This is a genomic window from Oscillospiraceae bacterium (assembly GCA_009780275.1).
Classification (GTDB): Bacteria; Bacillota; Clostridia; order Oscillospirales; family UBA929; genus WRAI01.
In genome coordinates this window covers 17,125-30,884 of the sequence record WRAI01000005.1, presented here as the reverse complement: position 1 = coordinate 30,884, position 13,760 = coordinate 17,125, and the positions used below count along the sequence as shown (strand labels likewise).

General features: G+C 49.1%; 11 protein-coding genes. 4 read left to right on the top strand and 7 right to left on the bottom strand.

From position 1 onward, the window contains the following. Positions 1–2 precede the first annotated feature (2 nt). The 6 genes from FWE06_02610 to FWE06_02585 form a co-directional block, all read right to left on the bottom strand. The gene (locus tag FWE06_02610; GenBank protein ID MCL2546074.1) at positions 3–1,670 is read right to left on the bottom strand and encodes a peptidoglycan DD-metalloendopeptidase family protein; all 1,668 of its coding nucleotides are present in this window, start codon (positions 1,668–1,670) and stop codon (positions 3–5) included. A gap of 213 nt (positions 1,671–1,883) precedes the next feature. Then, positions 1,884–2,651 (bottom strand): hypothetical protein, encoded by a 768-nt coding sequence (locus FWE06_02605; protein MCL2546073.1) that lies wholly within the window; start codon positions 2,649–2,651, stop codon positions 1,884–1,886. A 157-nt stretch (positions 2,652–2,808) separates the two neighbouring features. Beyond that, positions 2,809–3,030, bottom strand: a complete 222-nt coding sequence (locus FWE06_02600) for a DUF4006 family protein (GenBank protein MCL2546072.1) — start codon at positions 3,028–3,030, stop codon at positions 2,809–2,811. Between the two features lie 83 nt (positions 3,031–3,113). Next, positions 3,114–4,235, bottom strand: coding sequence for a hypothetical protein (locus FWE06_02595; GenBank protein ID MCL2546071.1), 1,122 nt, complete (start codon positions 4,233–4,235; stop codon positions 3,114–3,116). 59 nt (positions 4,236–4,294) lie between these two features. Next, entirely contained in the window at positions 4,295–4,753 is a 459-nt protein-coding gene (locus tag FWE06_02590) for an ATP-binding protein (GenBank protein ID MCL2546070.1), read from the bottom strand. Between the two features lie 86 nt (positions 4,754–4,839). Then, positions 4,840–5,790, bottom strand: coding sequence for a hypothetical protein (locus tag FWE06_02585; protein ID MCL2546069.1), 951 nt, complete (start codon positions 5,788–5,790; stop codon positions 4,840–4,842). A 148-nt stretch (positions 5,791–5,938) separates the two neighbouring features. Between FWE06_02585 and FWE06_02580 the strand changes: the two genes are divergently transcribed. The 4 genes from FWE06_02580 (at position 5,939) to FWE06_02565 (ending at position 11,080) form a co-directional block, all read left to right on the top strand. Further along, the gene (locus FWE06_02580) at positions 5,939–7,492 is read left to right on the top strand and encodes a hypothetical protein (protein MCL2546068.1); all 1,554 of its coding nucleotides are present in this window, start codon (positions 5,939–5,941) and stop codon (positions 7,490–7,492) included. A 130-nt stretch (positions 7,493–7,622) separates the two neighbouring features. Next, a complete protein-coding gene (locus FWE06_02575; protein ID MCL2546067.1) occupies positions 7,623–9,530 on the top strand; it encodes a beta-N-acetylhexosaminidase in 1,908 nt (635 codons plus the stop codon). Positions 9,531–9,654: 124 nt separating this feature from the next. Next, positions 9,655–10,767, top strand: a complete 1,113-nt coding sequence (locus FWE06_02570) for a hypothetical protein (GenBank protein ID MCL2546066.1) — start codon at positions 9,655–9,657, stop codon at positions 10,765–10,767. Then, complete coding sequence (locus tag FWE06_02565) at positions 10,760–11,080, top strand: MGMT family protein (GenBank protein MCL2546065.1); 321 nt, start codon at positions 10,760–10,762, stop codon at positions 11,078–11,080. The genes FWE06_02570 and FWE06_02565 overlap by 8 nt, the downstream gene beginning before the upstream one ends. Before the next feature lie 48 nt (positions 11,081–11,128). Here the strand turns inward: FWE06_02565 and FWE06_02560 are convergent, their stop codons facing one another. Further along, complete coding sequence (locus FWE06_02560) at positions 11,129–13,657, bottom strand: phospholipid carrier-dependent glycosyltransferase (protein MCL2546064.1); 2,529 nt, start codon at positions 13,655–13,657, stop codon at positions 11,129–11,131. Between the last annotated feature and the right edge of the window lie 103 nt (positions 13,658–13,760).

The following is a 13,760-nucleotide window of genomic DNA, read 5'->3' as shown; positions in this document are numbered from 1 at the left end:
GATCAACCACGCAAATGATGCAGTGGGTTCACCGGGTTACCGTTGAAACGAATTTCAAAGTGTAAGTGGTTGCCTGTTGAACGGCCTGTTGAGCCAACGCGCGCGATTTGCTGGCCTTGGAAAACTTGCTGTCCGACGCTGACTTGGATAGAGCTGGCATGTGCATAAACAGTACGTACACCGCTGCCGTGGTCGATTTCAACAACCAGACCCAGATTGCCGCGTCGTCCTGCAAAGGCAACACGTCCGCCGTCAGCCGCATGAATGGGTGTGCCAAACGGCGCGCCCCAGTCAACGCCGTGGTGGAAGCCGGAACGCCGCCAACCAAAGTGTGAAGTCACGCGGAAATTGCCGCGTAGCGGGCGGACAAAGTTGCCGCGCGCCACAGTGGCGGGGCGCGCTCGCGTGCCGACTTGTGTAATCTCAGTGACAGGCTCACGCGTAATGGTTTCGCTAACTAATGTGCGCGATTGCTCAAAACCATCGACAACGCGTACGTCAAAAGTAGCCATTCGTGTGCCATAAGAACCCTGCTGTGAAACACGCCGCTCGCCTTGGAACATATTGGCATTGTTGACTGTTTCACGCTCAAACGGGATGCTTTCTTCAACTTCAACGGTCGTGGTTGTCGCCATGGACACCAATGGCAATGCCGGGTTAACGATTAAGCGTGTACCTGCGGGAACAACATCTTCGCCATTGAGCGTTTCGGGGTTAAGGCTTTTCAAAATATCCGGCGTCATACCGTAGGCGGCTGCGAACGACGCAATGGTGTCACCTTCGTTGACTGTTGATTCAACAGTGCCGCGCAACGGACGGTGCAACACTTCATAGAGCTCATCTTTGCCCATAAATGTGTCAACGCTGACCCAGTTTCGTGAAATTTCAATATCTGACGCGATCTCCACTGCCACACCGTACTCAACATGGCTCTCTTTGTACTCTTCAATCAGTGTATCAAGTTTTTCGCGTGAATCGGAAACACCGACTTGTGTGCCGTCAATGGTCAAAATATAGCCGGTGTCAAGACCCTCAACCGAGGAGAACAAAATGCGCTCAATGTCGCGCTGTTCTAACATCTGCCGAGAGTCAACAAGTGAGTAGTGGTAAGCGACGTCCAACTCCATACGGAATGGCTCGCCCAGCATACGTGAAACCTGCTGGTTGACATTAGACACCGCATTGTCAAACACCTGCTGGTTGGCAACAAATCCGATCTGCTCACCGTTAAAGTCAACGGCAATGCCGAAATCAAAGAACCCGATGGCAGTAATGACACCGGCCACAAGCAATGTTACGATAATGGCATTCAGCCGTGCATGGCGATAAACTTTGTGATCACGTGCCCGAATGCGCCGCCATGTGCCGACAAAAGGACTTTGTAGCGTCCGACCTGTCGCACAGAGTGCGCGATACGCATTTTCTCGGAACGACACGCCGAAAATATAGCCTCTATGCTTGGCTGATAGCACAAAAGCCCGCAAGCGTCCAAACAATGACAGCTTTGGGCGCACATTGTGTAGTATAGCACCGGACGCAACTTGACCTTTTATGGCCATGCGTTCGATATTGCGGCGCGATTTTTCCAATCGGCGCACGCTTTGAGTCTTTTTATGTATTCGTGCTGCGTCGCCCAACGCGTCGCCGCGTGGGATGGCAATCTGTCGCATAATAGAGTTCATCCCCCTGTTGGTTTGTGTACTTTCATGTTATGCGTCGCTAAATATGAAGGTAACAAAGCGGCTACAAAAAAGTTACAACGTTGTCATTATAGCAAATGGCAGCAGGGATGTCAAGCAAATTTGGCCTCTTAAAAATGAACTTTCTGTAAATATTGACAATCACAAAGAGCCGGTCATTTGACCGGCTCTTTGTGAGCAAGTTTACTGCTCATCGTCGTTATTTTGTGCGTTGACCAGGCTTACTTCTTGCAGCAATGCCACAATATCAGCATAATGAAGCTCTTCTATGTCTTTGGACGTTGAGGGTTCAGGGCCAAACAAACTGCTTTGATGCATATACCCGCTTGAATCGAAAAAGAATGCGCCTTGATACGCGCCCACAACGCTGAATACGGGCATATTTTCAAGCGATATATGCGCTAGACGTTCCGGTGTGTCAATAGAAAATTCGTTTAAGAATAACAGCACAACCATATCTTCCCTCAACAGCGGGACGCCCTGCACGCTTCCAAAGTCGTGGCTATCTTCAGTAGTGTACCCTATTTGACGAAGTAAAATATTGTCGCCGGGCAGCAAATCACCTTTGAAGACATCAATAACGGTTAATCGCGGAAATGATTCTGGCAGGCTGATATAATGGCCGTCCTCATAGCCTTCCATCTCATAGTACCCATAGCGATCAACATTATTTACGTGTGCAATAATAACGACTTCGGATGCATCAAAATATTGTTCCCACGTATCCCCCAGCCAAGCAACGGATATAAGCATAACGGCGGGATAAGTGCTTGGCTCTGGGAGGATTACATGCTCAAAGTTGATAGTGCCGTCTGGGCTGATAACATCGTCGCTAAGAGGGATATTCGCCTGATATTCTGGCGTTTGCTCCGTAGTCGGCTCACGAGGGGTTCCACAAGCTGCCAACAAAAAGAGGCATGAGAGAATGCAGATAAAAATAGTCTTTTTCATGATATATCCTCCTTGATTTGAAATTGAAAACTGATATGGTTTTAGTTTTTATAAGGGAGATTGTCGGCTATGGGCAACAATGCCGAGTATGTCATTCTGAGTTGGAACATATGCTGTTTTGATGTTCCAGTGTGGACACAAAAGTATGCCGACATCGTCAGAAAAGCATTCCGCCTTGGGGCAGATTATGGATATGAAAACGCCAGTTAAAGGGGCTGTTCACACTGGCCGGCATAAGACGGCCGCGGAAAAAATAAGGTGGCCTATGCCCATAAGGATTTGTGGCTTCAGCCTGTTGTGGCGAGATAAACGCCACTAGACTAAAAAAGAGAAACACCATCACCAGACCGGCCGCCACGCGCTTAATCCTTTTTCTCATATGCAAGAACCTCCTCATTTAATGTAGGATAGAATCCTTGCATTCCATTATATATATATCCGTCAAGTGTTTTTGGCGATTGTTTACAAAAATTTAACAATTTTGACCATCAGCCTATAATTCTCTAGCGCTCGCTCCGACAATACCCGTCCATATGGACACGCCGACGGCATTAGCACAAAGTTTTTGCCGCCCTCTTCGAGTGCTGTCAGTATGTTACGCTCAAACTGCGCCGGCGGCAGCGTTTCTATGTCGCTGGCTTCGAGATTGCCGAACAAAATCAGCTCATCGCCGTACCGCTCGCGCACATATTTAAGCGTTACGTCACCTTGCGGCGGCGGCTCGATGGGGTCAATGGCGTCTACGCCCATATCAACAATCATATCCAACGTATCACGCAGCATTCCGTGTTGGTGCAAACGCGCATAACCGCCGTGCGCCTGTATCGCGGCAACCAGTTGCCTGTCGTATTTGGCGACATACTCCTTGTACAACTGCGGCGGCAAGTACGGCGGTGCGGCGTATTCGGGACCGTGAATGCGCCATAATCGCCCGGGCAGCTCACGCGATGCTGCCTCAACGTCACGCAAACGCGAAACGTGCACTTTTTCGATTGCCGCTTCAAACAAAGCTGGTTCTGTCATTGCGATAACAGTAAAGTCTTCCATCGAAAACAAACTCGCCACTGTACAAAGTGCACTGCTTACGTCAAGCATAACAATGCCGCTGTCGCCTAACGTTTCCTCGGCGGAAAGTACGCCGTTTGTGTCAACATGAAACGCGCCCTCGCGCGGCGGCAGCGTTATCCACGCCGCAAGGTCTTGTTCGTCTTTCAACAAATGCTCAGTCACCCACACAGTGTTTATATCGCGCTCGCGTTTGGTGTGCTGGCGCAATGTGCGGTTTCCTGCGCGGATTTCGGTAATAACATTGTGCGTGCCGTCGGGGGCGGTAAATGTTTCGGTGTGCGTCAATTCGGCAAGCGGGTCGCAGGCGTACCGCACAGGCAGTCCGCGCATAACAATACGGTCGGTAAAATCGCGCGTCAACTCAATCAACGGCAACCAAGACGGGTGATTATAGATGTTGTACGGGTTGGTGTCGTTAGGGTTTTCGTCAAGCCCGTTGAGTTCGTAGAAGTTGACCGCAGGACAGTCAACGGCTTGGCGAGCAAGCGTAGCGTGCAGGCGTTGTTTGCGTGTCATAGCGTGTACCTCCGATGGCGCATAAATTGCGTAGAAAATGCTTATTTTGCGGCATTTGCTTACTGCAATTCATCAGAAGTTGGCGGTTGAAAAAAAGAAATATATTTATCCATTTCCTCTTTGGGGATTTCAAATATGCCTTGGGGTAGATTTCGATTTCGCTGTTCCAAACGACGATACAATTCCTCGTAAGGAACATCCATGTAGTGCAGCTTAAAGTTTGCTCCTAATTTTTTCGCTCGATTTCTAAAATCATCTCGTTGAACACGCACCCAGCACCCAAAATCAAGAATTACATCACAGCCAAGTTTTAATATTTGCTCTGCCACATCCCACATAAGCATTTCAACGTTATCATGATTAATATCATGATTTTCATGCCTTATATCATTACCAAAAAGTTTTATATGCCAAACATCAGGCGTAAGCAAAAGAGCATTTATATCGTTCGCAAGTTTGCGAGCATAAGTGGTTTTTCCACTACACGGCAGTCCTATCATTAAATGCAATGTTGCCATGCTAGCCTCCTACACTAAATATAAATTTTGCTATTGCTTTGACATGCCAACGGCGTTGTCAAAATTGTTTATTTTGTGAAATAGATTTACACTTTATCAGCAAATCGCACTCTATCCCAAATCCAACAAGTTTCATCGAGATATTCGTCTATTATTTTTGCTATATCCGGTTTTTCAATATCTGCTAAAAATTCGCCAAGATACCAAAAAAGCATATAGTAGCAATAATAGGCAAGTCGTTCCATGCGTAACTGATAAGGAATGTTATTTTTATTGAGCGTATCATTAAATAACGCTCGCGCCCAATCATGGCAACACATTACCCACGCATCGCGTTCTATCGGCGCATAAATAACCTCGTCCCAATCAACGAAATAATTTCGGTCGTTGCCTACAAAGAAGTTCCCTCCTGCATCTCCGTGCGTAAAATAAAAATGGTCTGTATTCATGCGACAAACTGATGAAAAGTGAGCCAAGCGTGACGCACAATGCGATAAATTTTCCCTGTATTTTTCAAGAGTTGATAGAATAACATTGTTTTGATGTGTATCTTTGAGGGATTCCCACTTTTCATAAACTTGAACAACCACGCTATTTGAAAATGTCATAGTCGGAATGCCAAAACCTTGTTTAGTTAATGGATATATCTCGCATAACATTTGGTATTCTGCGACTTTTGTTTCATCTGTTTCGATGTTTGTTCCATCAATCCATTCAAACAAGCCCACAGTTGCCGAGTCAAACTCGGAATATAGCATGTTAGATTTCGTTTTGATAATTTTAGGGATAAAACCAATGCCGTTATCGCAAAGATATTCTATAACGGACAAACTATTTTGAAAGATTATTTGGTGGCGCATAAAATAATCTACTTTGGCAAAATAGCTCTTATCAGTTGTATCAAGCCGCCATGTTTCGCCATAGTAACCACGAGCCGCAGGCGTGATTGACTTTGCGATAAGATTGTATTCTTGTGAAATAAAATCGCTTAATCGCTGCATATATGGCGCATCATTTATATGACCTTTATTTTCCACTTTCAACCTCTCCTTACTCTAAATTTATCAGATGTCGGCAACGCACCTAATATAAATTTCCTACATCATACCACACAATCCAACTGTTGACAATCCTGTGTAAATACAGTACACTAGCCACAAACCTACATATAAGGAGTGAAATCCCATGACAAACGCCAAACCGTTACGCGATTATTTGCCCTACAAGACCCGCTTGATGGGTACACCAAAACCGCAAGTGCCGGCCGCTACACCTGACAGTGACCCCTGTGTACCTTGCGAAATTAAGTGCATTAAAAACACCGACGGACGGTACATTTATGCCAATAACCCCGAAATGTTACGTTGGCAAGACATTGCGTCGGAAAAAAGCCCCGGCGTCTGCAATATGCGTACGCGCAACATGAAAGGTCGCTACTTTTTTACCTGGGAACACTCCAACTGGTCGGAAATGGACATTTATGCCGGTTACCGCCTGGTCAACAACGGCGCAAAGGACATGGTGGTTACGATTTACAACATCGGCTACCAATACTGCGGCGAGTGGCTCGGTGCGCGCGAATGGGCGGATTTTTATAACGTGGAACACACCCTGCCCGCCGACTACTATAACAAGCAAGGCGAAGAGAACTGGTACTATGTAGGACAAGACTTCCTGCCTCACGTGCCGAAAAAGTTTGAGCCAATGACCATCACCGTGCCTAGCGGCAAATACATTTGGATTATGGGCGGCACGGTTGCCGACAATTTCTCGCGCCACAACATTGGCGACACCGCCGACCGCATTGTGCCTAACGGCCGCTGCATGAACGGCGTTGTACTGTTTGACATAGAACAAGGCGAAGATATTACCGGCTCGCTGTACTTCTACACCGACGCGAAATATTGCGACGAAAACGGCCCCGAACAAGGCTACGTTGTTGAGCGTTTTCAATACAACCCGCACAAGGGCATTGAAGAAAACGTCAACTTCTCGGCGCAATACAAAGGTATCGACGACGCAATGGGTCTGATTGAAACCGACGCGGGCTGGACGGTCAACGACTTGACACCCGCAGGCAAGCTGCCTGTTTGGTACAAAAACAGCTTTGACCCGACGGTTAAAAACTTTGAAGACACCGGCGAACTTGCCAAGCGCGAGCCTTATGCCGTCTACAACAGCCAAGAAAATCTCGTTGAAGGCGACGAGTGGGAAAACGCGCTGAACTCGCAAAACAACCGCAGGGCTGTCGGCACAGATATGTCGAGTTTCCGTTGCATCACCGAGGACGGCAAAGAAGTGTTCTTGACCAACGATTGCGCCGACGGTGCAGGACGTCCCGGCAACTTTGGCAACTGGATGATTCCGTACCAAGACAACTTTACGCTGGCAAACACCGGCACAAAGCCGCGCACGTTTAAGATTTACAAAAAAGGCGCGATTGCCGGTGCATTGAACGTGGTAATCCGCGACCGTGACGGCAACCCGTTGAGCGCGAAGTTAAACTGCCACGCGATTATCGACAAAGACGAAAGCAAGGCCAACGACCCGCGTTATGTCGAACGTGACGGCAATTACTGGCCGATTGTTGACGGCCGCCCGTACTGGGAGCATCACCACGAGCGCGCATTGGCGGCGGAAGTTACCGTTGCGCCGAACAGTGTTGAGCAGCTGACAGTTGAGTACATTATTCTGGGCAACTCCAACGGTGGCATTGTGCATTGGGTGGAGTTGGTGTAACGCACTTTGTGCATTACAGTTATAAATTAGAAGTGAGGAGTTGGTAGTTTTGCGCACGGCGCGAGATAGTCACTTCTCACTTCTCGCTACTAACTTCTAATTTCTCACTGCGACGAAAAGGAGCAACACCATGCAAACATTTAATTTCACAGGCGATACACAGCCGATTATCAGCGGCTTGCAACTGCTTGCCGAGGCCGGCAAATTTGCCTTGTCGCCCGACGGCACGGCTATCACTGTCACGCAAGGCGGCAAGGGTTTTGCCGTTACGCAAAATTCTATCACATACGAGCGCGAAATTGATTTTTTCCGTGCTGTAAGCTATGTACTGCAAGGTAATTTTGACGTTGCGCAGCAATCGGCGTTCTCGCAAAACGGGTATATGCTCGACTGTTCGCGCAATGCCGTGGCAACCGTTCCGGCGGTTAAAAGACTACTGCAATCCATGTCTTTGATGGGGCTGAACACGTTGCAGCTCTACACCGAAGACACATTTGAAATCCCGGAATGGGAATATTTTGGCTACCAGCGCGGACGCTACACAGCCGACGAACTCAAAGAAATCGACACCTACGCCGCCAAGTTGGGCATTGAGCTGATTCCCTGCGTGCAAACGCTGGCGCATCTTAACGCGGCGTTGCGTTGGGTGCAATTTCATGATATCATCGACTGCAACGACATTTTACTTGTCGGCGAAGAGAAAACGTATAAATTTATCGACGATATGATGAAACAGCTGGCAAGCTGTTTCACCAGCCGCAACATTAACATCGGCATGGACGAAGCGCATATGTTGGGGCTGGGCAAATATCTCGACAAACACGGCTATCAAAATCGCACCGAAATCATGTGTCGCCACTTGACAAAAGTTGTCGAAATCTGTAAAAAGTACGGATTCAAACCCATGATGTGGAGTGATATGTTCTTCCGCCTTGTCGGCGGCGACTACTACCACGGCAGCGATGTGCCGTTCCCGAAAGAAATTTTGGAATTGTTGCCGCCCGAAGTTACATTGGTGTACTGGGATTATTATCACCTCAGCCAAGCACATTACGAGGGTATGCTCAAACAACATAAAAAGTTTCCGAACCCCATCGGGTTCGCCGGCGGCGCATGGAAATGGGGCGGATTGGCGCCTGATTTGCGCTTTAATATGCACACATCGCGATCTAGCCTTGCGGCTTGCCGTGCAACCGGCGTAGACATTGTATTTGCCACAGGCTGGGGCGACAACGGCGCAGAATGCCCGGCGTTTAGCGTACTGCCGGCGTTGCAATTGCAAGCCGAATGCGGTTATATAGACTTCAAATACACGCAACCCAAGTCACTTGACGCAGTTGATATTCTCGACTGTACAATTTTTACCGATGCGGAACTAGCGGCGCGGTTCGCCGTCTGCACAGGCGGCGTGTGGGAAGATTTCTTCTTGCTCGACGATGTTAACAACACAACGGCGCGGCGTGACGGTACGACAAATACGTCCAAGCCATTGCTGTACCAGGATGTATTGCTCGGCTTGTTTGACAAACACGTTGATATTGCGACATTCCCCGCGCACTACGAAACCTTGACGGACAAACTGCACGCCGCGGCCAAGCGCAACGGCGAATGGGGCTATCTGTTCAATCATATGGCGACATTGAGCGACCTGCTTATGGTAAAAAGCACGGTAGGCATTGCCATCACCGAAGCCTATCGCAACGGCGAGCGTGAAAAATTAAGGACACTGGCAAACAATGTATTGCCGGGACTTTGCGGTATGGTGGACGAGCTGATTTTAAGCTTTGAAACTTTCTGGGCACGCGAAAATAAGCCGCAAGGCTTGGAAGTCATTCATATCCGCTTAGGCGGGGTGCGTACACGCTTACTTGCGGCACAGCGGCGCATTAACGGCTATTTGGACGGCGACATTGAGCGGCTTGAAGAACTCGAAGTCGAACGCTTAGGCTTTAACGGTCCCATTCCCGAAGGTGCTGACATAAACACGCACTGCAACATTTGGGAACGGATTGTCAGCGCGTGTCCGATGAACGGGTAATTTATTAAATAACAAATAAGAAATAAAAATGCAGAAATATTTCCTGCGGACAAAATTTTGTAATCCGCAATTTATTATTTCTGCATTCTTATTTATCATTTAACGGAGCAAAGTGAGGGCTACTATGACATCACCCCAACGTGTCCGCGCCGCATTTGACGGCGTTCCCTGCGATCGCACACCCGTCTGCGAGCAGGCGTTTGCATCGAGTGTTGCATCAGAAATACTGGGCTACAATGCCTATACAGGTTCGACAGATTTGCATTACTTCGAGGCCTGCGCATGGCTCGACGGCGATGGTGCACACGACGAATTCGTGGAAAAATGTTATCAAGATGTTGTTGCACTGCACCGTGCATTGAAATTCGATATATTCTTTTTGCCGTGGCGTATGACAGAACGCCCGACAAAGCGAATTGACGAAAATAGTATTCTCTACGGCGACCCTGACGGCAGCAATTGGCGCGTGTACGCCTATGACCCGCATTCGCGCACATATGGATTGGCAGAGACCGCGCAGCGCAACGATTGCCCCGATAAAGTGATTGACAACTTGCGCAAAATTGTAGATAAGCACGATGGCACAACGGCGCGCCATACTGTGCGCCCTATATTACAACGCGCTGTACGTGAATTGAGCGACGAATTTGTTGTTGCCGGGGACGCTTTTTGCGCGTTGCCGCTGGATTCGGGTTGGCTGGAAGCTACTGTACTTGACCCCGGATTGCTTGCGGCGTGGTTTGAAATTGTGGGACACGACCAGGCGCAGTATATTCAAGCGCAGCACGACATCGGCATTTGGCTGATTAACGGCGGCGGCGACTTGGCATTTAACAGCGGGCTGGCGTATTCGCCCAAATTTTTCGAGCAAGCGGTTGCGCCTGCATATCGTACGCAATTTAAAATGAGCCAACGCAACGGGCAGAAGTATATCTTCCGTTCTGACGGCGATATTTGGGCAATTTCGGATTTACTGTTTGGCGAAAATTGCTCTGACGCTTATTACGAAATCGACCATCATGCGGGTATGACGTTTGATAAACTGCGTGCAAAGTATCCCGAATTAGTCCTCATGGGCAACGTGCCGTGCGACTTGCTGCACAGCGGCACACCGGCGCAAATCCGCGAATTCGCGGCATGGTGCAAAGAAACCGCAGGCTCACGGCTGATTCTTGGTAGTTCAAATTCAATATTACATGGCACATCGGTCGAGAACGTGTACGCACTGTATGAGTAATAACTTTTTTCAGCAAGTTTACGAAATTGTGGCGCAAATTCCGTACGGCAAGGTTGCGTCGTACGGGCAAATTGCTCAAATGCTGGGCGCACCGCGTATGTCGCGTCACGTTGGGTTTGCCATGCGCTGTTGCCCGTCCGATGATATCCCATGGCAACGTGTTGTTAAAAAAGACGGCAGCGTTACAGGCGGCGAATGCGCCGAAATACGTCGTGGATTGTTGGAGAGCGAAGGCGTTACATTTCTGCCTAATGGACGGGTGGATATGAAAGCATGTCAATGGGATGAGCCTTTGTTAGAAGGGCCGTTTTAGTGGCTGCCGATGCGCAAAAAAAGACGGCGTGAGCTGTCTTTTTTTGATTTAGAAGGGCCAATTCGGCAACCATTGTAGTCCGCTAAGATACCAACTTGGAATGGGGATGCCAATCAGCACCGGTAGGAACAGCGCAAACAACACTACCGATGCGCCGGCAAAGCCTACCACCCACCGGCGGTTTTGCTTAATATCCATATCGAGCAAATCGTTAAAAATATATGCCAACGCCAGTATCAAGAAAATAATCGACGGGAAGTAGTGATAGGCATACGTTTCCCGAGAGATGAGCAGCCACGGCGCAAACTGCGATAAAAATCCGACAACAATAAATACGGTGGCTAAACAATGCCGCTTGCGAAAAAATGCCCATGCGACAGCAAACAACGCCAACAAGCCCGCCCACGAAATCAGCGGATTGTTAAAGCTGGCAAATCCTGCGAGAAATACCCACTGCCCGTTATCGCTGCACCACCCCCAGTCGGCATAAAAGAGCATGGGGCGGGCATTGACCAGCCAGTGATACCAGGCCGCCGCAAAGGGATGTGCCGAATCGCCCGGGTTGCCGCCGTGATAGCTTAACATGTCAATGGAGTTGCTCCACGCTTTATCCCACAAGTTATTTGCCGTCAATGGCATGCATTCGCCGCTGGGCTGCCATACCAAATAGTGGTCGTCCTCGGGAATACGCATAGACACAATGCGTTCATGGTTGTTTTGTACATATGGTGCATAGGACACAACATACACCGTTACCGGCACGAAAATAAAGAAAATGATCGACGCTGAAAGTGTACGAGACAAGAAAACAACCCAATCAACGCCCTGTTTCTTCGCATGGCGAATTCGCGCGACTTGATACATCACATAAAAGGCAAGCAGGCCCAATCCCGCGTACAACACCGGCCATTTGCTCGCCACGCCCAACCCAAACGCCAACCCCGATAAGAACAGCGGCAGCAGCGTCTTTTTCAACGGCGCATCCAACCCCGAAGTGATATAGCGGAACATGAACAAGTACGATACGATAATGAAAAACACAGTATACGTGTCAATGGTGGCAATGCGCGATTGTGTGATGAGCATAAATTCGGTGGCAAGCAGCGTTGTGCCGGCCGCCGCAACAAGCGTTTTGTTGAACAGCCCTTTGAGCAGCCAGTAGAAAAACGGCAACATCATAATGCCAAAAACCACGCCCATAAACCGCCAGCCAAACGGCGTCATACCAAACATGCGAATGCCCAAACTGATAATGGCTTTGCCCAGCGGCGGATGCGTTGTCTCATAAGGATAAATGCCATGAATGACTTCGTACGCCGTGCGTCCGTGGTAAATCTCATCGAAGTACATTTGATTGGTAAATGTGAAGTGTTCGGGGATTAAATGCTGTTCGTCAAACAATCGCGCGGCATTTTCGTCGCCGAAAAAGTCGAAATTAGCAGGGTCAAGCCGCGTCACTTCGCCGTCAGCATCACGCACGTAAATGCCCATTTCGTTGACTTGGAACGTGCGAACCGAGATCAAACGGATATAACGCGCACGGTTATGTTCGCCGCCGCCAAGCTGCAGATCCCGCCAATAAAAGACGTCGTTAAATCCCGCCCGCAGCGTTTCGCGCTCCACCCAAGGCTCGTCGGCGCTAAGGCGCGTTTGAAAACGAATGACGCAGCACGGCGGAAGGTTAGGATCCTGCCAAATATTGCCGTGCTTGACACCGTTGAAATGTACAATGCGGTATAGCTCAACCTCTTCACCTAAGCTAAACATGACAGTTTGACTGGGCGGCTCTTCTCGCGCCGGCCAGCCCGTTTGCGGTTCTTGCCCATTGCCTTGAGCGGCAATTTGCCCGGGGATCAAAAGTTGCTCGTCAAAAAGAGCCTTTGCATTTTCGTCGTCGAAAAAGTCGAAATTAGCAGGGTCAAGCCGCGTAATTTCGCCGTCAGCATCACGCACGTAAATGCCTAATTCGTTGACTTGAAATGTTCGCAACGCAGTCAAATGAAGATAGCGTGTACGATCGTCGCCTTGGCTGTTAAACTGAAACTCACGCCAGACAAACGCGGCGTCGGAGGCCGTTCGAAACTCTTTCCGCTCCGTTACCACCGGTATAAAAGCACTGTCATCTTCCTCGCTTACTTCCCAGTGCTCGGCGCGCAGAAAAAGCCCGCTTCCCAGCGGATTGGCTTGCAGGACGCCGCCGAAATAGACAATGCGGTATAGTTCAACCTCTTCGCCCAAGTCAATGGTAACAGAGGCGGACGTCTCTTCTCGCGCCATCCAGCCCGACTGCGGCGCTTGCCTGTCGCCGAGGTTGAAAAACGCCACGCAAGCGTAAACAAGTGTGATGACAACAAGAGGCAGTATATCTAAAGGGGTCATCTTGCCGCGCGAACGTGTAAAAATGGATTGGCGGGGGGCCTGTTCAACACCCTGTTTTTCAGGACAGCTGCCTTGCTGCGAGATGCACGGGGGTGCGTTCTCTACAGTATTGTCATCACGTTTCCGGAGCTTACAAACATACCGTGCGACAAACCACACGGCGAAGATAACTGTGGCAATAGGCAGCAAGACATTCATAGGTATATCCTCCAACTTTGTAGGGGCGGCGTTCAAGCGTTCGCGATGCCTTCATCACGTCCGCAGTATAGTGGTTGTACCAATTAAGCGGCGCAGTGCCCTC

What these genes read in the sequence shown, in the direction of transcription:
- FWE06_02600 (MCL2546072.1), bottom strand. Translation starts at nt 3,030, where the DNA reads ATGAGAAAAAGGATTAAGCGCGTGGCGGCCGGTCTGGTGATGGTGTTT.
- FWE06_02560 (MCL2546064.1), bottom strand. Translation starts at nt 13,657, where the DNA reads ATGAATGTCTTGCTGCCTATTGCCACAGTTATCTTCGCCGTGTGGTTT.
- FWE06_02575 (MCL2546067.1), top strand. Translation starts at nt 7,623, where the DNA reads ATGCAAACATTTAATTTCACAGGCGATACACAGCCGATTATCAGCGGC.
- FWE06_02565 (MCL2546065.1), top strand. Translation starts at nt 10,760, where the DNA reads ATGAGTAATAACTTTTTTCAGCAAGTTTACGAAATTGTGGCGCAAATT.
- FWE06_02580 (MCL2546068.1), top strand. Translation starts at nt 5,939, where the DNA reads ATGACAAACGCCAAACCGTTACGCGATTATTTGCCCTACAAGACCCGC.
- FWE06_02605 (MCL2546073.1), bottom strand. Translation starts at nt 2,651, where the DNA reads ATGAAAAAGACTATTTTTATCTGCATTCTCTCATGCCTCTTTTTGTTG.
- FWE06_02590 (MCL2546070.1), bottom strand. Translation starts at nt 4,753, where the DNA reads ATGGCAACATTGCATTTAATGATAGGACTGCCGTGTAGTGGAAAAACC.
- FWE06_02595 (MCL2546071.1), bottom strand. Translation starts at nt 4,235, where the DNA reads ATGACACGCAAACAACGCCTGCACGCTACGCTTGCTCGCCAAGCCGTT.
- FWE06_02570 (MCL2546066.1), top strand. Translation starts at nt 9,655, where the DNA reads ATGACATCACCCCAACGTGTCCGCGCCGCATTTGACGGCGTTCCCTGC.
- FWE06_02610 (MCL2546074.1), bottom strand. Translation starts at nt 1,670, where the DNA reads ATGCGACAGATTGCCATCCCACGCGGCGACGCGTTGGGCGACGCAGCA.